The 18296-nt window shown below is 36.7% G+C and carries 22 protein-coding genes; 16 read left to right on the forward strand and 6 right to left on the reverse strand.

Annotated features, from left to right (window positions below):
• The first annotated feature begins 30 nt into the window (after positions 1 to 30).
• From FFS26_RS05685 to FFS26_RS05705, 5 genes are read left to right on the forward strand one after another with little or no spacing between them, the layout of a single operon-like run.
• Complete coding sequence (locus tag FFS26_RS05685) at positions 31 to 1233, forward strand: NAD(P)/FAD-dependent oxidoreductase (RefSeq protein ID WP_110009033.1); 1203 nt, start codon at positions 31 to 33, stop codon at positions 1231 to 1233.
• A 31-nt stretch (positions 1234 to 1264) separates the two neighbouring features.
• The gene (locus tag FFS26_RS05690) at positions 1265 to 2563 is read left to right on the forward strand and encodes an alpha/beta fold hydrolase (RefSeq protein WP_137904516.1); all 1299 of its coding nucleotides are present in this window, start codon (positions 1265 to 1267) and stop codon (positions 2561 to 2563) included.
• Positions 2564 to 2585: 22 nt separating this feature from the next.
• Positions 2586 to 2999: a hypothetical protein gene (locus FFS26_RS05695; protein WP_110009031.1), complete on the forward strand. Its 414-nt coding sequence runs from the start codon at positions 2586 to 2588 to the stop codon at positions 2997 to 2999.
• Between the two features lie 5 nt (positions 3000 to 3004).
• Entirely contained in the window at positions 3005 to 3643 is a 639-nt protein-coding gene (locus FFS26_RS05700) for a DUF2306 domain-containing protein (protein WP_110009030.1), read from the forward strand.
• Positions 3640 to 4560 (forward strand): YARHG domain-containing protein, encoded by a 921-nt coding sequence (locus tag FFS26_RS05705; RefSeq protein WP_110009029.1) that lies wholly within the window; start codon positions 3640 to 3642, stop codon positions 4558 to 4560. Before FFS26_RS05700 ends, FFS26_RS05705 begins: the two co-directional genes overlap by 4 nt.
• Before the next feature lie 17 nt (positions 4561 to 4577).
• Here FFS26_RS05705 and FFS26_RS05710 read toward each other — a convergent pair whose 3' ends face one another.
• The 3 genes from FFS26_RS05710 to FFS26_RS05720 all read right to left on the reverse strand — a co-directional run bounded on the left by FFS26_RS05710 (position 4578) and on the right by FFS26_RS05720 (position 6203).
• On the reverse strand, positions 4578 to 4979 hold the full coding sequence (locus FFS26_RS05710; protein ID WP_110009028.1) for a DUF2809 domain-containing protein: 402 nt from the start codon (positions 4977 to 4979) through the stop codon (positions 4578 to 4580).
• A 68-nt stretch (positions 4980 to 5047) separates the two neighbouring features.
• The gene (locus FFS26_RS05715; protein WP_137904517.1) at positions 5048 to 5704 is read right to left on the reverse strand and encodes a thioredoxin family protein; all 657 of its coding nucleotides are present in this window, start codon (positions 5702 to 5704) and stop codon (positions 5048 to 5050) included.
• 13 nt (positions 5705 to 5717) lie between these two features.
• The gene (locus tag FFS26_RS05720; protein ID WP_137904518.1) at positions 5718 to 6203 is read right to left on the reverse strand and encodes a TlpA family protein disulfide reductase; all 486 of its coding nucleotides are present in this window, start codon (positions 6201 to 6203) and stop codon (positions 5718 to 5720) included.
• Positions 6204 to 6338: 135 nt separating this feature from the next.
• Between FFS26_RS05720 and FFS26_RS05725 the strand changes: the two genes are divergently transcribed.
• The 4 genes from FFS26_RS05725 (at position 6339) to FFS26_RS05730 (ending at position 7991) form a co-directional block, all read left to right on the forward strand.
• The gene (locus FFS26_RS05725; RefSeq protein WP_137904519.1) at positions 6339 to 7184 is read left to right on the forward strand and encodes a hypothetical protein; all 846 of its coding nucleotides are present in this window, start codon (positions 6339 to 6341) and stop codon (positions 7182 to 7184) included.
• 121 nt (positions 7185 to 7305) lie between these two features.
• On the forward strand, positions 7306 to 7467 hold the full coding sequence (locus tag FFS26_RS22420) for a hypothetical protein (protein WP_171006249.1): 162 nt from the start codon (positions 7306 to 7308) through the stop codon (positions 7465 to 7467).
• 42 nt (positions 7468 to 7509) lie between these two features.
• A complete protein-coding gene (locus tag FFS26_RS22425) occupies positions 7510 to 7668 on the forward strand; it encodes a hypothetical protein (RefSeq protein ID WP_171006250.1) in 159 nt (52 codons plus the stop codon).
• A gap of 155 nt (positions 7669 to 7823) precedes the next feature.
• On the forward strand, positions 7824 to 7991 hold the full coding sequence (locus tag FFS26_RS05730; RefSeq protein WP_110009024.1) for a bacteriocin: 168 nt from the start codon (positions 7824 to 7826) through the stop codon (positions 7989 to 7991).
• A gap of 220 nt (positions 7992 to 8211) precedes the next feature.
• On the opposite strand, the gene mutS is transcribed toward FFS26_RS05730, so the two are convergent.
• A complete protein-coding gene (gene mutS / locus FFS26_RS05735; RefSeq protein WP_137904520.1) occupies positions 8212 to 10803 on the reverse strand; it encodes a DNA mismatch repair protein MutS in 2592 nt (863 codons plus the stop codon).
• A 126-nt stretch (positions 10804 to 10929) separates the two neighbouring features.
• On the opposite strand from mutS, the gene FFS26_RS05740 reads away from it, so the two are divergent.
• Complete coding sequence (locus FFS26_RS05740) at positions 10930 to 11460, forward strand: GNAT family N-acetyltransferase (protein WP_110009022.1); 531 nt, start codon at positions 10930 to 10932, stop codon at positions 11458 to 11460.
• A 133-nt stretch (positions 11461 to 11593) separates the two neighbouring features.
• Here FFS26_RS05740 and FFS26_RS05745 read toward each other — a convergent pair whose 3' ends face one another.
• Entirely contained in the window at positions 11594 to 12472 is an 879-nt protein-coding gene (locus tag FFS26_RS05745; RefSeq protein ID WP_137904521.1) for a cupin-like domain-containing protein, read from the reverse strand.
• Between the two features lie 259 nt (positions 12473 to 12731).
• Between FFS26_RS05745 and FFS26_RS05750 the strand changes: the two genes are divergently transcribed.
• Positions 12732 to 13610, forward strand: coding sequence for a bestrophin family protein (locus tag FFS26_RS05750; protein WP_110009020.1), 879 nt, complete (start codon positions 12732 to 12734; stop codon positions 13608 to 13610).
• A gap of 12 nt (positions 13611 to 13622) precedes the next feature.
• On the opposite strand, the gene FFS26_RS05755 is transcribed toward FFS26_RS05750, so the two are convergent.
• Positions 13623 to 14222: a hypothetical protein gene (locus tag FFS26_RS05755; protein ID WP_227941281.1), complete on the reverse strand. Its 600-nt coding sequence runs from the start codon at positions 14220 to 14222 to the stop codon at positions 13623 to 13625.
• Between the two features lie 55 nt (positions 14223 to 14277).
• Between FFS26_RS05755 and FFS26_RS05760 the strand changes: the two genes are divergently transcribed.
• The 5 genes from FFS26_RS05760 (at position 14278) to fbaA (ending at position 18284) form a co-directional block, all read left to right on the forward strand.
• On the forward strand, positions 14278 to 14898 hold the full coding sequence (locus FFS26_RS05760) for a toxin-antitoxin system YwqK family antitoxin (protein WP_110009019.1): 621 nt from the start codon (positions 14278 to 14280) through the stop codon (positions 14896 to 14898).
• 5 nt (positions 14899 to 14903) lie between these two features.
• Entirely contained in the window at positions 14904 to 15434 is a 531-nt protein-coding gene (locus tag FFS26_RS05765; protein ID WP_110009018.1) for an RNA methyltransferase, read from the forward strand.
• 187 nt (positions 15435 to 15621) lie between these two features.
• Positions 15622 to 16275, forward strand: a complete 654-nt coding sequence (locus FFS26_RS05770) for a CBS domain-containing protein (RefSeq protein WP_110009017.1) — start codon at positions 15622 to 15624, stop codon at positions 16273 to 16275.
• Position 16276: 1 nt separating this feature from the next.
• Positions 16277 to 17143, forward strand: a complete 867-nt coding sequence (locus FFS26_RS05775; protein WP_110009016.1) for an NAD kinase — start codon at positions 16277 to 16279, stop codon at positions 17141 to 17143.
• A 70-nt stretch (positions 17144 to 17213) separates the two neighbouring features.
• Entirely contained in the window at positions 17214 to 18284 is a 1071-nt protein-coding gene (gene fbaA / locus FFS26_RS05780) for a class II fructose-bisphosphate aldolase (protein WP_137904522.1), read from the forward strand.
• Positions 18285 to 18296: the final 12 nt, after the last annotated feature.

Raw genomic sequence — 18296 nt, forward strand, 5'->3', positions numbered from 1 at the left:
AAATAATCTTCCGCATAGGATTACCCATACATGAAACAGATCATTATTATCGGAGGCGGTGCTGCAGGCTTTTTCTGCGCATCTAATCTTGACGAAAAGAAATATACAATTACGATTTTAGAACAGAACTCAGATGTCCTTCAGAAAGTTAAAATTTCCGGAGGCGGACGCTGTAATGTGACGCACGCATGCTTTGATCCCAGAGAACTGGTTCAGTTTTATCCCCGTGGAAATAAAGAATTGCTAAGTGTCTTTACTAAATTTCAGCCTGGTGATACCATGGAATGGTTTGACCAGCGTAATGTTCCGTTAAAAATTGAAAATGATAGCAGAACTTTTCCGGAAAGCAATTCTTCCCAGACTATCATCAATACTTTCCTGAATGAAACTCAAAAGAAAAATGTCACTGTGCAGACAAGATGTACAGTAAAAGAGATTGAAAAACAGGACGAAAAATATATAGTGAAAACCAATTCAGGTGATTTTGAAGCCGATTATATTGTTTATACAACCGGAAGTTCGCCAAAATCGTTGAAAATTTTAGAAAATCTGGGCCATAAGATTGTAGACCTTGTCCCTTCACTTTTTACCTTCAATATTAAAGATGAATTGCTGAAAGACCTTCCGGGAACAAGCTTTGAAAATGCAGGAATTTCAATTCCTAAGCTGAAAACTGAAGAAAGCGGACCTTTGCTTATTACTCATTGGGGGCTTTCCGGGCCTGCTGTTCTGAAAATTTCTGCATGGGAAGCGATAAGCCTGGCAAAGTTGAAATATAACTTTGAAATTGAAGTGAATTTCGTTTCTATTGAAATAGATGAAGCGGAAGAAATGTTCCAGAATTTCAAGCAAAGCAACCCTAAAAAAACCATCGGACAATCAAAGATCTTTGATATTACCAACCGGTTCTGGCAGAAAATTTTAGAGATCTCAAAGGTTGATCTCAACAAACAGGTAGCTAATATTTCCGGAAAAGAAATCCATAAAATACTGGAAAATCTTTGCCAAAAAAAGTTTCAGGTAACCGGAAAATCAACATTTAAGGATGAGTTCGTAACGGCCGGAGGCGTTGATTTAAAGGAAATTAACTTCAAAAACATGTCTTCAAAATTACTTCCCAATTTCTATATCGCCGGAGAGGTTTTGAATATAGATGCCGTGACCGGAGGATTCAATTTCCAGGCATGCTGGAGTGAAGGATGGCTGATTGCACAGGATCTCAACAGCTTATAAAAAATTATTACTTTTAATAAAAACTAAATACATGAAAAAAAATTTCGGTTTCTTTCTTTTACTCTGGTTCTTTTTAGGATACAGCCAGAAAAAAACAATCGTCTCTGACTGGACATCATTCACACAAGTTGTCAATATAGAGCATAAACAGAATTGGAACTTCCGTATAACGGCAAAAATCAGAAAAGATAATGAGGATAATGGCTCCAATTGTGGATTATGGTGCAGAATAAATAATAAAGATAACTCTACAAGTTTCTTTGAAAATCAATATTATGGAATCCAGGTAACCCATGAATGGAAAACCTACGAAATAAAAGGAACCATCAATCCATCTGCGAAGACCATGACTATCGGAGCTTTTGCACAAAACAACGGCGATTTTTATTTTGACGATTTTAAGTTGGAAGTCAATGATGGAAAGTCAAAAAAGTGGATTGAAATCCCTTTGGAAAACTCAGGCTTTGAGAAAGATCTCACATCCGGCGGCTGGTTTGAAGGAATCTATTCTCAGAACATAAAGCACGTAAAACATTTTACCATTGAAGCTTCGGATTATCAACCATTCAGTGGCAGCAAGTCTTTGTTGATCAAAGGTCGTGGCATTATCGGAACAATGTCGGAAGGAAAATTTATGGATGTTAACGGTATCAAATTATATTATGAAACCTATGGAGAGGGAGAACCTGTACTTATGCTTCATGGTAATGGCCAATCTATCAGTGCTTTTATGAATCAAAAAGACACCTTTGCTAAAAAATATAAAGTGATCATTGTCGATTGCCGTGAAAGAGGAAGATCTACTTATGACAAAACGAAAGAGCTTACTTTTGATATTCAGACAGAGGATATTAAACAGTTTTTAGAGAAGCTGAACATCAAAAAAACAAAGATTCTGGGCTGGAGTGACGGAGGAATTCTCGCACTGTCTATGGCCATGAAATACCCCGAAATGGTAGACAAAATTGCCTGTTCAGGAGCCAATATTTTTCCGGAAGGAGTGAAAGATCATGATTTAAAATCCATGAAAGAAATGCTTGTAAGCCTTACTAAAGACAATAAAGACCACAAAAATGATATCTTTATTGATCTTCTGAATCTGGATTTGAAGTATCCCCAATGGAAGTATGAAGACCTGAGTAAAATTCAGTGCCCATCATTAATCATTGCTGGTGATAATGATCTTATAAAAACAGAACATACGGTAAAAATCGCAGAATCTATCCCAAAAGGACAATTAGCTATTATCCCCAATGCCAATCATTATGTTCCCGAAGAAAAACCGGAATTATTCAATGAATTAGTCATTGATTTCTTTGAAAATAAATAACCTGAATACGATAATATTAATCATGAAAAAAACACTAGCATTCATTTTGTGTCTTGGATTTGGGTTCGCCTTCTCACAAACGCAGAAAACCAAAACACCACCCACAGAAGATCATTCCAGAGATAAGTTTATTCCTGAACAAAGTAAGCAGGCAGAATATCCCGGAGGACTTTCAGCATTTATGCGTGAGGTATCTCAAAAAATAAATACGAACCGAATAAAAGGAGCCAAAGGAAGAACAAGTTCACAAGCAAGGTTTTCTGTCAATGCTAAAGGTTATATTGAAACGATTATCGTAACCGGAGACAATGAATCCCTTAATCATGAAGTAGAAAGAGTGATGAAATCAATGAAAACCCAATGGAAACCCGGAGAATATAAGGGGAATACTGTAATGATTTGGTTTAATCTTCCTTTCGTTATTAATTTTGAATAATCAGAATGCTTTCTGCTAAAAGAAATACATCTATCTTTTTTAAAACCCTTTTAGTTTTAGGGTTCGGGTATTTCTTTTGGCTGATGCTTAAGATTACATTAGAATATATTCCTTATAATCCTGAAGTCAGCTTTCTGATGATTAAACAGACAGAAGTATCGGAAAGACCGGAATATCTTTCTTTTTTCTATACTCATGTTTACACGAGCATTTTTGTGCTTCTTTCTGGTTTTCTTGCCATGCTCAGAAAGAATTTTGGATTCAAAAATTTCCACAGGAATATGGGAAAAGTTTATATTTTTCTCATTCTGATCTTTGCAGCACCTTCAGGAATTTACATGGGAATTTTTGCCAACGGAGGACTTCTTTCAAAAATTTCTTTTGTTATTTTAGGATTTTTATGGTGGTTTTTAACATTGAAAGCGTATCAATTAGCCAGAAAGAAAAGGTTTAAAGAGCACAAACAGTGGATGTGGCGGAGTTTCGCTTTTACGTTATCTGCTGTTACCCTGAGAATGTGGAAGGTAATTATTGTATATTTATTTCATCCCAATCCTATGGATGTTTATCAGATCATTGCATGGCTGGGCTGGATTCCCAACATCCTTATTATTGAATATTTAATCACAAAAAAACTTATATGAAAACTCTAAATTACACATTGATTTCCCTGCTTACAGTTTCTCTGTTAAGCTGCAAAAAAGAGGGAAAGACTACTGAATCAGGAAAAGATTCTCTGACTGCAAAGAAAGACTCTGTGATAATCCCCGAGGTTCACAAAGAATATTACGGAATTTATACCGGTGAATTTGCCGGCATGGAAAAGGTTGTTGACCCAACAGACGGCTCAGAATATGATGTCAGCAACTACAAAAGAATTTCTTTAAAGATCAACAGAATCACCAAAGACAGTGTTTACGGACAAAGTATTGTAAATGGGAATCAGCGCCCGTTCAGAGGTGTTTTCAATGAATCCACGGCATCTTTTGTACTGGATGAACCCGGCAATGACAAAACAGACGGAAGGTTTGAGGTAAAATTAAAAGGTGACAGCTTAACCGGAAAGTGGAATGCTTTTGATAAAACAAGTGTTAAAGCACCTTCAAAAACACTTAAACTGACCAAAAAAGAATTTGTTTACAACCCAAATTTCATGCTGGATAAGGATTCTGACCTCGTAGACTGGTCAAACCCGAAAGAGTTTACCGAAAAATATACCGATGAGGAAACCGGAAAAACAGAAAGCTATAAAACCTCTAAAAACCGTATAGCCTCTGAAGCAATTTTCAGGCTGAATGCATCCAAGCAGAAACTCACAGAAAAAGATCTTAAAAATTTAAGAAAACTGGATCTCGAGATCATCAAAAACTCTGTATTTGCAAGACATGGTTACTCTTTCAAAAAAGAAACCTACAGAAATTTCTTTGAGCAGACAGATTGGTATATCCCTGTTTTTAATAATGTGGACAATGATCTTTCTCCTCTGGAAAAAGAAAATGTGGCTTTACTGAACCGATTTACCAAATATGCAGAGGATAAATATGATAGTTTTGGGAGATAGAGAATAGGTTTTAGGAATCAGGGATTAGGGGTTGAGGTTAAGCCATCATTGTTTGTCATTTTTACGAAAATATAGAGAATGAGGCAGCCTATGGCATAGCAAAGGTTATCAATCCAGGAAAAAGAGTTTCCAATGACAATATACATCAGGCTTCCAGGATGGAAGCCTAATTTTTCTGCAATATTGAAATATTGTGCAAATTCTACCATCAATGAAAAAATCAGAATTCCAAAAATCAGTTTCTGATCATTTACTTTTATAAAACTCTTTACAAAAGTATAAAGAAGCATGACCACAATAACATCTCCAAGATAAGCTCTCACAAAGAAAATATCACTGAGCTTGGTGGCAATCAGCACTTCCACAAGAAAGAGAAAGAGGGTCAAAAGAAAATATTTCAGACTGAATTGGATTTTCATTTCAAATTGGGATTAGCCATAAAAAATCGGTGTTTAAGGAACACTGATTTTTTATACAGACAAATATATTATTTCTTTACTTTGATTGTACATCCGATGGCTACAGTTTTCACTGTTTTTATCGGTTCTCCTTTGATCAAAGCATTGACGGCATCCTGTGCATAGTATTCTGATACATCATTCGGGTTATCATAATTATTGTCGATAGCACCAATGTATTTTACGATATTCTTTCCGTTTTCTTTTTTCAGTACAAAAACATGGGGTGTCTTTGTTGCTCCGTACTGCGGATAAACTTTCTGTCCTTCATCTACAAGATAAGGAAAAGTGAATCCTTTCTGCTTTGCTCTTTCAATCATCTGCTGATAACCGTCTTCCGGCTGTACATTTGGATCATTAGGATTGATGGCAATTACAGGATATCCCTGAGCTTTATATTTTTTATCCAGCTCAATAATCCTGTCTTCATATTTCTTTGCGTACGGGCAATGATTGCAGGTAAATACTACAATGAATCCCTTTGCGCTTTTGAAATCACTTAACGAAACCATTTTCCCGTCAATATTTTTAAGCTTAAAATCAGTGGCTTCATCCCCTATTTCGTAGCCTTTTACAGATGAAACATTCACGCTCTTATCTGTAGTCTTATGATCATCTTTCGTTGTAAAGCTCAGTAATCCCAGCCCAACGACAAATGCGGTCATTACAATTTTCAGGTTTTTCATAATCGATTATTTATTACAGGTTTTCTTTAATTGTTTTTTCGAGATCTTCTTTGCTCATTTCACCGCAATTGAAATAGATTTTTGATCCGTTTTTATAGAACAGCGTTACCGGAATATTCCCGTCCCAGTCTTTTTCAAACCTTGGAATCCAGGTATTCATTCTTTTGATATCATCCAACAGAAGTACTTCTGCAGTAAGGTTTTTATTTTTAATGAATTTTATTACTCTTTCTTTATCAGCCAGCCTGTCTAATGAAACCAGAATCATCTTATACATCTGATTACCTGCATATTTAGTATTTACTTCCATAAAGTGAGGCAGCTCTTTTACACATGGACCGCAGGTTGTAGACCAGAAGTTCACAACAAGCAATTTATTTTGTTCCAGCTCAATACGCTTCTCCAGATCTTCATATTTTACGACAGAAACTTCCATCTGCTGGGCTTTGAAAACCGAGCAGCATACAAACAGGGCTAATATTTTTACTATATTTTTCATTTTTAAAATACAAACAACTACAAATCATCAATATACGAAAATAAAATTCACCCATTGGATCAATTTCTTATAAAAGAATAATTTATTTGTCCATTGATTCATTTTTTTGATATTTTTACGGCTTAAATTAAAACCATGAAAAAAGCTTATTTACTACTGCCAGTATTCTTTTTGGCATCCTGCTCAAGCAGCAATGATGATACAGATTCATCCAACAACAATCAAAACAATAATGATAACAGCCCCGTTTTAGTAACAAAAATGGTTGCTGACGGCGAGACCTCAACCTATACTTACAATGGCTCAAAAATTTCCCAGATTAAAAACATTACCAATGGTGAAGTGACCTCTTTCAGCTATTCAGGAGATCTGATTACCCAGCAGGTAACAACGGGTTCAAGCACCAGCTATAAAACAACATATGTTTATGATGGAAGCAGCAGATTGAGCAAAAAAACATACAGTGAGACTTACCTTACGTCCGGAACTATTTCTACGGTAGAAACCAATTATAACTATCTTTCCGGTAATAGTGTAAAGATCACCTATACAGCAAGCTTTACCGGATCTTCAGCCGTAAGAACAGGCAGCAAAACGGCCACATTAAATGCCGACGGTTCTCTTAGCAGCTGGACAGAAACGGCATCAGTACCCAGTAATACAGGCGGTTTTCACAGTGCAACAGGTGCTTTACAACCTATTGTGTATGATACCAAAAATGTCCCTTTTAAAAATATAACAGGGTTTTTAAAAATTATTGATACGGAAGATGAAAACGGGTCCGTACACAATATACTAAGTTATAATCATGTTCTTAATTATAACAACGGAGCAGGAAGCGGGGAATGGGGAATCTTTAAATGCGTTTATGAGTATAATAGCAGCGGATATCCTACAAAGAATGTCAAAACGTACTATAATAAGACAGGAACGGGGGTAACAAATAGTGAAATGATCACTTACGAATACAATCATTTATAATACAAGTGAGCGCTTAAGGCGCTCTTTTTGTTTTCATTAACACATATGTTAATTTTATCACAATTGATGGAATTATATGAATGGTTTTGTATATTTGGGTTGAATCAAAAACTAAATTACCATGAAAAAACAAAACATTCAGCCCAAAAAGCTTACAAAAAGTGAATTAAAAAGAATTAACGGAGGAGCATTTTCTCCAAGGTGTCTGCGCGGATTCTGCATGCTGCCTGACTCTGTCGAACCGGTACCGGGTCTTGTAGGAAAAGACGGTTTCTGCTGTTAATGCATACAAATTAAATAAAACAACAACCCTAATCAAATCATCATGAAAAAATCAAACGCTCAGAAAAGAAAATTAACAAAAAGCGAACTGAAAGAAATTAACGGAGGTAACGGACCTATTGTATGCCCGGAAGGACTTTGCGACAGAGGGGACGGTGAATATGTAATCGGGCCCGTAGGAAGAAACGGATACTGCTGTTAATAGCAAAAGCTTTGTTAGATACTAAAGATTGAGGTGCGGCCTCAATCTTTTTTTGTGAAGGAGGAATCTTTTGCAAAAAGTTAACAATTTGAATCACAATATTTTGTAGCTATTAAAATAACTTGTAAATTAGCTTTTACCAAATTAAAATTATTATGAAAAATTCAAAAAATCAGAAAAGAAAATTGAGTAAAAATGAGCTGAAAGAGATCAGCGGAGGAACCAACAGACCAATCTGCCCAAGAGTGATAAGCTGCACAGATCCGAATACCGGAGAAGAGCGATACGGAGTTCCCGGTATGCAGGATGGATTTTGTTGTTAACCAGGTTTATACTATTTAAACAAGGAATATGAAAAATTCAAACCTGAAAACGAGGAAACTCAACAAAGCTGAGCTCAAGAAAATCAACGGAGGGGCAGCTGCCTGCGCTGAAGGTTTATGCAAACTAAGAGGAGTCAGCCACTTCCTTATTATCGGCCCGAGGGGCAATGACGGTTACTGCTGCTAATCAGACTTTTAGCATTAAAAAAAAATGATTGGATTACCCTCCAATCATTTTTTTTATCGCATTCAGCTTCATTAAAGCTTCAATCGGTGTTAACGTATTAATATCTATTTTTGTCAGTTCTTCACGAATATTCTCCAGAACAGGATCATCGAGCTGGAAGAATGAAAGCTGCATATTTTCTTCTGTCACTCTTTTGATACTTTCAGAAGTACTTCCACTTCCCTGAGTTCTGCTCGCTTCAAGTGTTTTAAGAATTTCATTGGCCCTGTTTACCACTTTAGCAGGCATCCCGGCCAGTTTTGCGACGTGGATACCGAAACTGTGTTCGCTTCCGCCCGGAACAAGCTTTCTCAGGAAAATGATATTTCCTTTATTTTCCTGAATAGAAACGTGGAAATTTTTCACCCTTTCGAAATTGACGGTCATCTCATTCAATTCATGATAGTGCGTAGCAAATAATGTTTTTGCCTGCGTTGGATGCTGATGAAGATATTCTGCAATCGCCCATGCAATAGAAACTCCGTCATAAGTAGAAGTTCCACGGCCGATTTCATCTAATAAGATCAGGCTTCGTTCTGAAATATTGTTCAGAATATTGGCTGCCTCGTTCATCTCCACCATGAAAGTAGATTCTCCGGCAGAAATATTATCGGTAGCTCCTACCCTTGTAAAAATTTTATCCAGCATCCCGATCTCCGCATGTTTTGCAGGGACAAAACTTCCGATCTGTGCCAGAAGGCATACAATAGCTGTCTGACGCAGAATTGCCGATTTACCGGCCATGTTAGGCCCTGTTACCATAATAATCTGCTGGGAGTCTTTATCCAGGAAGATATCATTCGGGATGTATTTTTCTCCTAACGGAAGTGCATTTTCAATGATCGGGTGTCTTGCTTCTTTTAAATCGATAGCATAACCGTCATTCAAAACAGGCTTTGTATAACTCTCAGATACAGCAAGTTCAGACAATCCCGCTGCCACATCAAGCTGGGCAACGATATTGGAATTCCCCTGGATCTGATCGATGTAAACCATTGTTTCTGCGCATACATTTCTGTACAGTGACGTTTCCAGAACGCCTATTTTTTCTTCGGCACCAAGAATCTGGTTTTCATATTCCTTTAATTCTTCGGTAATATATCTTTCAGCATTTACTAAAGTTTGCTTTCTTACCCAGTCATCGGGAACTTTATCTTTGTGAGTGTTCCGAACTTCAATATAGTATCCGAACACATTATTAAAATCAATTTTAAGGCTGGTAATTCCTGTTCTTTCAATCTCTCTCTGGCACATTTCATCTAAGAAACCCCGTCCTTTGCTCTGAAGATTTCTCAGTCGGTCCAGTTCTTCAGAAACCCCTTCTTTGATTATATTTCCTTTGGCTATATTTACCGGAAGTTCTTCATTAAGATGATTCTGCAGGAATTTAATCAATTCTTCCAGATCAAATAAAGGCTCTAACCACGCCAGCACATCTGCATGAGGATGCAATAACGCTTTGATTTTATGGATATTAATTAAACTTTGGCGTAAATACCCAAGTTCTTTAGGTGAAATTTTCTCTGCGGCCAGTTTTCCCATTAACCTGTCAAGATCTGAAATTGATTTCAGAAGCTGGCAGATTTCATATTTCAGAGGATCATTTTCGTTTAAGAAGTCAATCAGGGAAAGTCTCCTCATAATCTCATCCACAGATTTTAAAGGAAGGATAATTCTCCTTCTCAATAATCTTCCTCCCATCGGAGTAGATGTTTTATCAATGATATCCAGCAGAGATTTCCCTTGAGGATTGCTTGGATAAACAATTTCAAGGTTTCTCAGGGTAAAATTATCCATCATCAGATAATCTTCCTGAGGAATGATCTGTAGTTTCGTAATATGAGCCAGCAGATTATGATGGGTATCTTCTACGAGATATGCAAAAATAGCTCCTGCTGCTGTAATCGCCAGCGGAAGACCTTCCACTCCAAAACCTTTTAAAGAATTGGTTTTAAAGTGATTTGTTAATTTTTCGTAGGCAAAATTATATTGGAAAGCCCAGTCTTCAAGCTTAAAGGCATTTTTATTTTTGATCTGCTCCGGAATCTGGGTGCTTCTCTGGAAAATAATCTCACTCGGATCAAAAGTATTGATAATGTGCAAAAGCTTTTCCAGGTTTCCTTCGCTTACCAGAAACTCTCCTGTGGAGATATCCACTAAAGCAATTCCGTACTTCTCTTTTTCCTTGTGTAATGAAAGAAGGAAGTTGTTCTTTTTGGAATTCAAAACCTGATCATTGAAAGTAACGCCAGGCGTAACCAATTCAGTAACACCACGTTTTACAATCCCTTTCACCATTTTAGGATCTTCCAGCTGATCACAGATTGCAACCCTCATCCCGGCTCTTACCAGCTTGGGAAGATAAGAATCTATTGAGTGATGCGGAAATCCTGCAAGCTCCACACTTCCTTCGCCGTTATTTCTTTTGGTAAGAACAATACCCAGAATCTGGGATGTTTTCACGGCATCCTGCCCAAAAGTTTCATAAAAGTCTCCCACTCTGAAAAGTAAAAGCGCATCCGGATATTTACCCTTGATGGTATTATACTGAGTCATTAATGGAGTTTCCTTCTTCGTTTTTGCCATAGTAAAAAATGAGCCCCAAATTTAAAAAAATAAATTCAGGGTAATAGAATTGTTTAAGGGTTAATCTTCCCGACTTTTCTTTATCAGTAATTAATCGTACTTTTCGCCTGTCAAATCACATTATCTATGGAATTTCCTGTCTTAGAGACTGAAAGGCTTATTTTGCGCCAGCTTACTTTTAATGATACCCAGGACCTGTTTGAATACTTTTCTCTGGATGAAGTTATGGAATATTATGACCTGGAAACCTTCAAAACCGAAGATGATTCCCGGCGCATTATCCAGCATTTTAACAGTGAATTCGAAAAAGGAAAAGGTTTCAGATGGGCTCTGGAACTGAAATCGAATGGAAAAGTTATTGGAACCTGCGGGTATCACAACTGGTACAAAGAACATTTCCGGGCTGAAATTGGTTATGAACTCAATCCCAAATTCTGGCTGCAATCCTATATGAAAGAAGCGATTCTTCCGATTCTGACCTATGGATTTGAAATTATGAGGCTCCACCGTGTAGATGCTTTCATAGATCCTTCCAATATTTCTTCTGAAAGACTGTTGACTTCTTTAAATTTCAGCAAAGAAGGGACGTTGAAAGATTATTTCTTTGAAAAAGGGAAATTTGTAGATGCAACCATCTTCGGCCTTATTAATAAATAAGCTGGAAGCACGAAGCTGGGAGATGGAAGTTTCTATTCGTCATGTAATGACTGATCATCTTTTAAAAGGCATTTAAGTTGTAACAAGGCTGTCAAGAGTCTTCCAACTTCCAGCCTCCCTCTTCCAGCCCATTTTATTTTCCTGCTTTCATATATTTCTCCAAAGCTTCGGAGCTTTTTCTGTAAGCCCATTTCTGCTTGTAATTCACCCATTTAGCTTTGAAAAGTTTTCGCATCAGCTTATCTGTATACCTCATAATGAAAACATGATAGAGCATATTGGCAAAAACGTTTGGCTTATTTGGAAGCGCTCTTAAAGAAAGGGAAAACCCAGGTTCAAGATATCTGTTGAAGTGCCAGAATGCTCCTGGAATAAAGAGGGCATCACCATGCTCCATGAAAATTTCGTATCCTTTGGCATATTTCAATGCCGGAAACTTTTCGTAATCCGGATTTTCATAATCAACCTCGTAAATGGTATGAACGGATAAAGGAACTTTATATAAAAAGGGCGACTGCTTCTGATCAAATAATAAAATCCTTTTCTTTCCTTCAAAATGAATATGCATAAAATCACCTAAATCCACATCATAATGCATTAAAACATGAGCCTCACTTCCACCGAAAAATAAAGTCGGCAGTCTTTTAAAGAACTTTATTCCAAGATCAGGATAGGTGAAATTTTTCAGTAACTCGGGAAGCCTGTCTGTGATGATATAGAAAAAAATTCGCAGATCTGAAGGTTTGCTTTTGATGGTATCAATATAGTCCTTCATTTTCATCCGAGTCACCGGAGCATCGGAACTTTTGGCGGCATCAGCCGGTTTGTTATCATATAAAGGAACTTCCTGATCTCCTGCTTTTTCTTTGATATAGGCAAGATTCCATTTGTCAAAAGCTTCCCACCGGCTGGCAAAATTCTTAATTAAAAGAGGTTTCTGCTTTTTAAAATAATTTTTCTGAAAATCTTCTTTACTGATATCATCTACAATATCTACGTTTTCGAGGATCATTTACTTTGTATTTAATGCGAAATAAAAATAGTGTTTTTTTGAAACCTGAGAAAATTTAGATTAAAATCGGGGGAAGCTGGAGGATGTATGCTGGAAGTTAATATTTGTTTGTAAACGCCTATACATCATTTCATAAAAAGATTTTATGAAATGACTTAGACCTTCGGCTTCAATAACTTCCCTCTTCCTGCTTCACACTTCCTTATTTTATTGGCAGAGCTCATATGAAAAATTTATATTTGTAGTAATAAGTGAATTTATGAGAGTCTACAATACCAAACATTTCATTAAAATCCTTTTCAGCTTACACAAAAGTGATACTTTAAAAATTCTTTTTCCGAGTATGGTTCTTGTAGGGCTGTATTCATGGGGAATTCAGTATCTGGAAGTTGAATATTTGCACCTTACCACAAAATCTGGAGTGAGCAATGTAGGTATGATCCATTCTTTGCTGGGTTTTGTGCTTTCACTTTTGCTGGTTTTCAGAACGAATACGGCCTATGACAGATGGTGGGAAGGTCGAAAACTTTGGGGAAAACTGGTGAATGACACGAGAAACTTTGCGATAAAAATCAATACTATTCTTGGTGATAACCGCCAGGATGCTGAGCAGATTGCCAGATATTTAAAATATTTCCCGCACTTTTTAGCCAAACACCTTTCCAAGGAATCTACAAGGCTGGCTTTGGATGAAGATTATTCTGAAATTGAAAGCTCGTTGAAAAACCATGGACCAAGTGAAATTGTTATTCTATTAAGCCATAAACTGAATCAATTAAAAAAAGAAGGAAAAGTTTCTGAAGTTGAAATGCTGTACTTAGATACCCAGCTTTCAGGATTTCTGGATGTATGTGGAGGTTGTGAAAGAATCAAAAATACTCCGATTCCTTACTCCTATTCTTCTTTCATCAAGAAGTTTATTATTCTGTATGTTTTTGCGCTGCCAATTGCGTACGTTATTACGATCGGGCTTTTTATGATTCCGCTTACTGTTTTTGTGTATTATGTTTTGATGAGTCTGGAGCTTATTGCAGAAGAAATTGAAGACCCGTTCAATAATGATGAAAATGATATTCCTATGGAAACCTTAGCTCAGAACATTGAGAAAAATGTACAGCAGATTATGATCAGAAAATAAAAAATCAAGCTTTTAAAGCTTGATTTCTTTAAGTTCGCCATCCTGTTTTATCTCTACAAATTTGCTTTCCCTGTTGGCAGCAGAATATCCGTAGAAAAATGTGCTGTATATAGGAGTGGAATACAGATAGGCTCCATAGCCGTTATAAGCATCTGAGGTTCCTGTCTGCTGCTGGTAACTTGCCGTTGCCGTAAAGTTGACAATGGTTTCAAGATAATATTTACCGGGTTTGAGTTTTTCAAATTTAAATCTCCCATGGTCATCGGTTAAAGCTTCCACTCTGTATTTAAAAGCCTCTTCTGACATATATACGGTGGTTTTTTTATTTTCATATTTCTTTCTCATGTTATAAAATTCCTCAAAATAAGGAGTAACAGGAAAAAGCATGACAACCGTACCTTTGGGAGCATAATGCTTTTCTCCAAGTAACGGTTTGATTCCCCAGTTGTTTTTTTGTTTGGTAGAAGCCACTCCTTCAATGGTAGAGTTTCCAAATCCAAGCATGTCTCTTGCGAGCTTTTTATCAAAAAAAGCTTGAGGATAATAAGTATTTTGTGCACTCAGGTAAATAAATCCCCATATTAATATGAATAATGTGAATAATTTTTTCATAGTATATTTTTGAGTCAAATATAAGTATTTTACTATTTTTGAATTAAAAATAGCTATGAAGTACATGTTTCTATTGTTTTTTTCCACTTCTGTCCTGATCACGGCACAGAAACCTTGTGGATATAAAGACGGATTACAGGAAGGGGCCTGTAAAGAATTTTATGACAATGGCCAGGTAAAAAATACCGTGGAATGGAAAAAAGGGAAACTGGATGGCGATGCTGTTTTTTATTATGATAACGGAAAAGTGCAGTCGAAAGGAGAATATAAAAAAGGATACAAAGTAAAAGAATGGTCGTATTTTGATAAAAATGGAGTTCTTACTTCCAAGGAAGTTTTCAGAAATGGGGAGAAGAATATTTATGATAACAGTCTTACCGCCACTTTTTATTCTCCTGCAGGTAAAATAACTGAAATTTCCAATTATAAATTCAATAAATTACAGGGTGAAAGCAAGACCTTTCATGAAGATGGAAAATCAATAAAAGATATTGGCCATTATGACAACGGGCTGGCTACCGGAAAGTGGAAAGTTTTTTATCCATCTGGAAAATTACAGCGTGAAACTGAACTTGCCAACGATAAAAGAAACGGCAACAGAGTTCATTACCGTGAAGACGGAAGCATAGAAAAAACAGAGGTCTATAAAGACGGAAAATTAATCTCAACAAAATAATACAATTGGTACAGAAACTAAAACTGGAAGAACTTAACAGAATAGATGTAGAAACATTTAAGAAGGTTGAAAAAATTCCGTTGGTCATCATTTTAGATAATATCAGAAGTATGCACAATGTAGGTGCAGCTTTCAGAACGGCAGATGCGTTTTTAATTGAAAAAATAATCCTTTGCGGAATTACACCGCAGCCGCCCCATCGGGAGATTCATAAAGCGGCATTGGGAGCCACGGAAAGTGTAGACTGGTCTCATGACGCAGATACCAATAACGCGATTGCTGATCTGAAAAGCAAAGGATACGAAATTATCGGGATTGAGCAGACTACAGGAAGCCGGCTTATTACCGATTTCACCATCGACAGATCAAAAAAATATGCCTTAATTTTAGGAAACGAAGTGGAAGGAATCAGCGATGAGGTTCTCCCGAATATTGATGTATTTTTAGAAATTCCACAGCTTGGAACAAAGCATTCTCTTAACGTAAGTGTGTGCGCCGGAATTGTGATGTGGGAATTTGCAAAAGCATTAAAATAAAAAAACTGCATATGTCCTTAGTAGACAGTGCAGTTTGAAATAAATCTAATAAAAAGTAAAAATGAAAGGCGACAAAGGTACTTTATTTTTTTTTACAAACAAATTTTGACGGCACTTTTTTTGTTTCATCTTAAAAAAAGTCGTGTTTTCAGAAAAAGTTTCATTTAATTTTTTATAAATTAGCACAATGTTTATCAAGGACTATATCTCAAAAGACTTTCCGTGTTTTAGCCTGTCTGACTCTATAGAGTCGGCCAGAAATATGTTGGAAGACTTTGGATATTCCCATGTTTTCATCAAAAAATCCCATCACTTCTACGGAGCTCTTGCCATGGATTTCCTGTATGAGGAAGATGGCGGAACACTGAAGGATCTGGAGCACCAGATTGAACGTTTTGCCATTCTGGAGGACAATAATATTATGGACAGTATCCGTCTGTTTTATACCTTCAGCAGCAATGTGATTCCGGTGATTAATAAAAATGAGAAATATCTTGGGTATATTACCTGTGAAGATGTTTTTCAGGACCTTTCCCGTTATCCTTTATTTTCAGAAACAGGAGCTATTCTCACCGTAGAAACTCCGGCCAGAAAATATTCTATGACGGAAATTACCAACATTGTAGAAAGCAACAATTCGAAGTTTTACGGAGGGTTTATAAGCTTTATGTCTGAAGAGGTAGTTCAGGTCACCATAAAGATCAGCAATGAAAACCTGGCCTCGATAGACGCTACTTTTGACCGGTATGACTACAGAATCGTTGAAAAATATTATTCTGATGAGAAAACCGATCTGTTTAAAGACCGTTATGGTTTTTTACAAAAATTCATAGAAATATAACATGAAGGCAGCCATATATTCTCAGAAAAAGGATCTTGATACTTTTCTATATTTAAGTAAGTTTATCTCTGAACTTGAAGCAAGAGATGTAAAATCTGTTCTGTATGATGAAATGGCTGAAGCACTTCAGTTTTCAAAAATATTCGAAACTTTCAATTCCAAACAGGATCTTCTGGATAAGGAAGTGGATCTGTTTTTCACTTTTGGTGGAGACGGAACCATTGTCAACTCTCTGACATTTATTGAAGATCTTGAAATTCCGGTGGTAGGAGTGAATACAGGAAGACTTGGATTTTTAGCTTTTTTCACAAAAGAAGAAGCCTTTAAGGAACTGGATTCCATCTTAAAAGGAAATGTAAAAACAAGCCGCCGTTCTGTCATTGAAGTGGTTTCTCCAAAACTGGAGGGAGTTTTTCCTTACGCATTAAACGACGTTACCGTTTCCCGAAAAGAAACAACCTCCATGATTACCGTTGACTCATATATCAATGACGAATTTTTGAATGTATTCTGGGGTGACGGCGTGATCATTTCAACACCTACAGGTTCTACCGCCTACTCTCTGAGCTGCGGAGGCCCTATCATTTCTCCCAATAATGAAAATTTTGTCATTACTCCTATTGCTCCTCACAATCTGAATGTGAGGCCGTTGGTTGTGAATGATAAAGTAGAAATAAAATTCAGGGTGGAAAGCCGTGTACCACAATACTCTCTTTCTTTAGACTCCCGACTGATACATATAGAAACCGACAAGGAAATCATCATTAAAAAGGCAAAATTCCAACTTCTTCTGGTGCAGCCCAACAGTTTGAGTTTCTATGAAACCATCCGTCAGAAGCTCCTTTGGGGCAGAGATAAAAGAAACTAGTAATTTCTTAAAAATGATTACCTTTACACGAAATTAAAACACCTAATAAATTTATAATAAAAAGTAAAACATGAGCAGAATTTTTCCGGCAGGAGTTGCCACAGGTCAGTTAGTTACTGATATCTTTCAGTATGCTAAAGAAAACAAATTTGCATTACCTGCAGTAAACGTAATTGGATCAAGCAACGTAAACGCTACGATGGAAACTGCAGCGAAATTAAACGCTCCTGTAATTATTCAGTTTTCAAATGGAGGGGCTGCTTTCAATGCAGGGAAAGGATTAAGCAATGACGGACAAAAGTCTGCAATCTTAGGAGCAATTGCTGGAGCAAAACATATTCACACTCTTGCAGAAGCTTACGGAGCAACGGTAATTCTACACACAGACCACTGTGCAAAGAAATTACTTCCCTGGATCGACGGATTGATGGATGCTAACGAAGAATTCTTCAAGCAGACAGGAAAATCTCTTTACTCTTCTCACATGTTGGACCTTTCTGAAGAGTCTTTAGAAGAAAACCTTGAAATTTCTGCTAAATATTTCGAAAGAATGGCTAAGCTTCAGATGACTCTTGAAGTAGAAATCGGGGTAACAGGAGGTGAAGAAGATGGTGTTGACAACTCAGATGTTGATAACTCAAAATTATATACTCAGCCTGAAGACGTAGCTTATACTTATGAAAAATTAAAAGCTATTTCTGATAACTTCACAATCGCTGCTGCTTTTGGTAACGTACACGGAGTTTACAAACCAGGTAACGTAGTTCTTACGCCGAAAATCCTTGACAATTCTCAGAAATATGTTCAGGAAAAATTCGGAACAGCTGCCAAGCCTATCAACTTTGTATTCCATGGAGGTTCAGGATCTACTTTAGAGGAGATCAGAGAGGCTATCGACTACGGAGTTATCAAAATGAACATTGATACTGACCTTCAGTTTGCATACACAGAAGGTATCAGAGATTATATGGTAAACAATATTGATTATTTAAGAGCTCAGATCGGAAACCCTGAAGGAGAAGAAAAACCTAACAAAAAATTCTATGACCCAAGAGTTTGGGTAAGAAAAGGTGAGGACACATTCTCTGCAAGATTGGTGAAAGCATTTGAAGATTTAAATAACGTAGATACTTTAAAATAAGAACTGTACATT

The sequence above is a fragment of the Chryseobacterium sp. 2VB genome, from assembly GCF_005503635.1.
Lineage (GTDB): Bacteria > Bacteroidota > Bacteroidia > Flavobacteriales > Weeksellaceae > Chryseobacterium > Chryseobacterium cupriresistens.

What these genes read in the sequence shown, in the direction of transcription:
- FFS26_RS05775 (WP_110009016.1), top strand. Translation starts at nt 16,277, where the DNA reads ATGAAGGCAGCCATATATTCTCAGAAAAAGGATCTTGATACTTTTCTA.
- FFS26_RS05720 (WP_137904518.1), bottom strand. Translation starts at nt 6,203, where the DNA reads ATGAAAAATATAGTAAAAATATTAGCCCTGTTTGTATGCTGCTCGGTT.
- FFS26_RS05710 (WP_110009028.1), bottom strand. Translation starts at nt 4,979, where the DNA reads ATGAAAATCCAATTCAGTCTGAAATATTTTCTTTTGACCCTCTTTCTC.
- FFS26_RS05715 (WP_137904517.1), bottom strand. Translation starts at nt 5,704, where the DNA reads ATGAAAAACCTGAAAATTGTAATGACCGCATTTGTCGTTGGGCTGGGA.
- FFS26_RS22420 (WP_171006249.1), top strand. Translation starts at nt 7,306, where the DNA reads ATGAAAAAACAAAACATTCAGCCCAAAAAGCTTACAAAAAGTGAATTA.
- fbaA (WP_137904522.1), top strand. Translation starts at nt 17,214, where the DNA reads ATGAGCAGAATTTTTCCGGCAGGAGTTGCCACAGGTCAGTTAGTTACT.
- FFS26_RS05740 (WP_110009022.1), top strand. Translation starts at nt 10,930, where the DNA reads ATGGAATTTCCTGTCTTAGAGACTGAAAGGCTTATTTTGCGCCAGCTT.
- FFS26_RS05760 (WP_110009019.1), top strand. Translation starts at nt 14,278, where the DNA reads ATGAAGTACATGTTTCTATTGTTTTTTTCCACTTCTGTCCTGATCACG.
- FFS26_RS05730 (WP_110009024.1), top strand. Translation starts at nt 7,824, where the DNA reads ATGAAAAATTCAAAAAATCAGAAAAGAAAATTGAGTAAAAATGAGCTG.
- FFS26_RS05690 (WP_137904516.1), top strand. Translation starts at nt 1,265, where the DNA reads ATGAAAAAAAATTTCGGTTTCTTTCTTTTACTCTGGTTCTTTTTAGGA.
- FFS26_RS05770 (WP_110009017.1), top strand. Translation starts at nt 15,622, where the DNA reads ATGTTTATCAAGGACTATATCTCAAAAGACTTTCCGTGTTTTAGCCTG.
- FFS26_RS05745 (WP_137904521.1), bottom strand. Translation starts at nt 12,472, where the DNA reads ATGATCCTCGAAAACGTAGATATTGTAGATGATATCAGTAAAGAAGAT.
- FFS26_RS05700 (WP_110009030.1), top strand. Translation starts at nt 3,005, where the DNA reads ATGCTTTCTGCTAAAAGAAATACATCTATCTTTTTTAAAACCCTTTTA.
- FFS26_RS05750 (WP_110009020.1), top strand. Translation starts at nt 12,732, where the DNA reads ATGAGAGTCTACAATACCAAACATTTCATTAAAATCCTTTTCAGCTTA.
- FFS26_RS22425 (WP_171006250.1), top strand. Translation starts at nt 7,510, where the DNA reads ATGAAAAAATCAAACGCTCAGAAAAGAAAATTAACAAAAAGCGAACTG.
- FFS26_RS05755 (WP_227941281.1), bottom strand. Translation starts at nt 14,222, where the DNA reads ATGAAAAAATTATTCACATTATTCATATTAATATGGGGATTTATTTAC.
- FFS26_RS05725 (WP_137904519.1), top strand. Translation starts at nt 6,339, where the DNA reads ATGAAAAAAGCTTATTTACTACTGCCAGTATTCTTTTTGGCATCCTGC.
- FFS26_RS05705 (WP_110009029.1), top strand. Translation starts at nt 3,640, where the DNA reads ATGAAAACTCTAAATTACACATTGATTTCCCTGCTTACAGTTTCTCTG.
- mutS (WP_137904520.1), bottom strand. Translation starts at nt 10,803, where the DNA reads ATGGCAAAAACGAAGAAGGAAACTCCATTAATGACTCAGTATAATACC.
- FFS26_RS05695 (WP_110009031.1), top strand. Translation starts at nt 2,586, where the DNA reads ATGAAAAAAACACTAGCATTCATTTTGTGTCTTGGATTTGGGTTCGCC.
- FFS26_RS05685 (WP_110009033.1), top strand. Translation starts at nt 31, where the DNA reads ATGAAACAGATCATTATTATCGGAGGCGGTGCTGCAGGCTTTTTCTGC.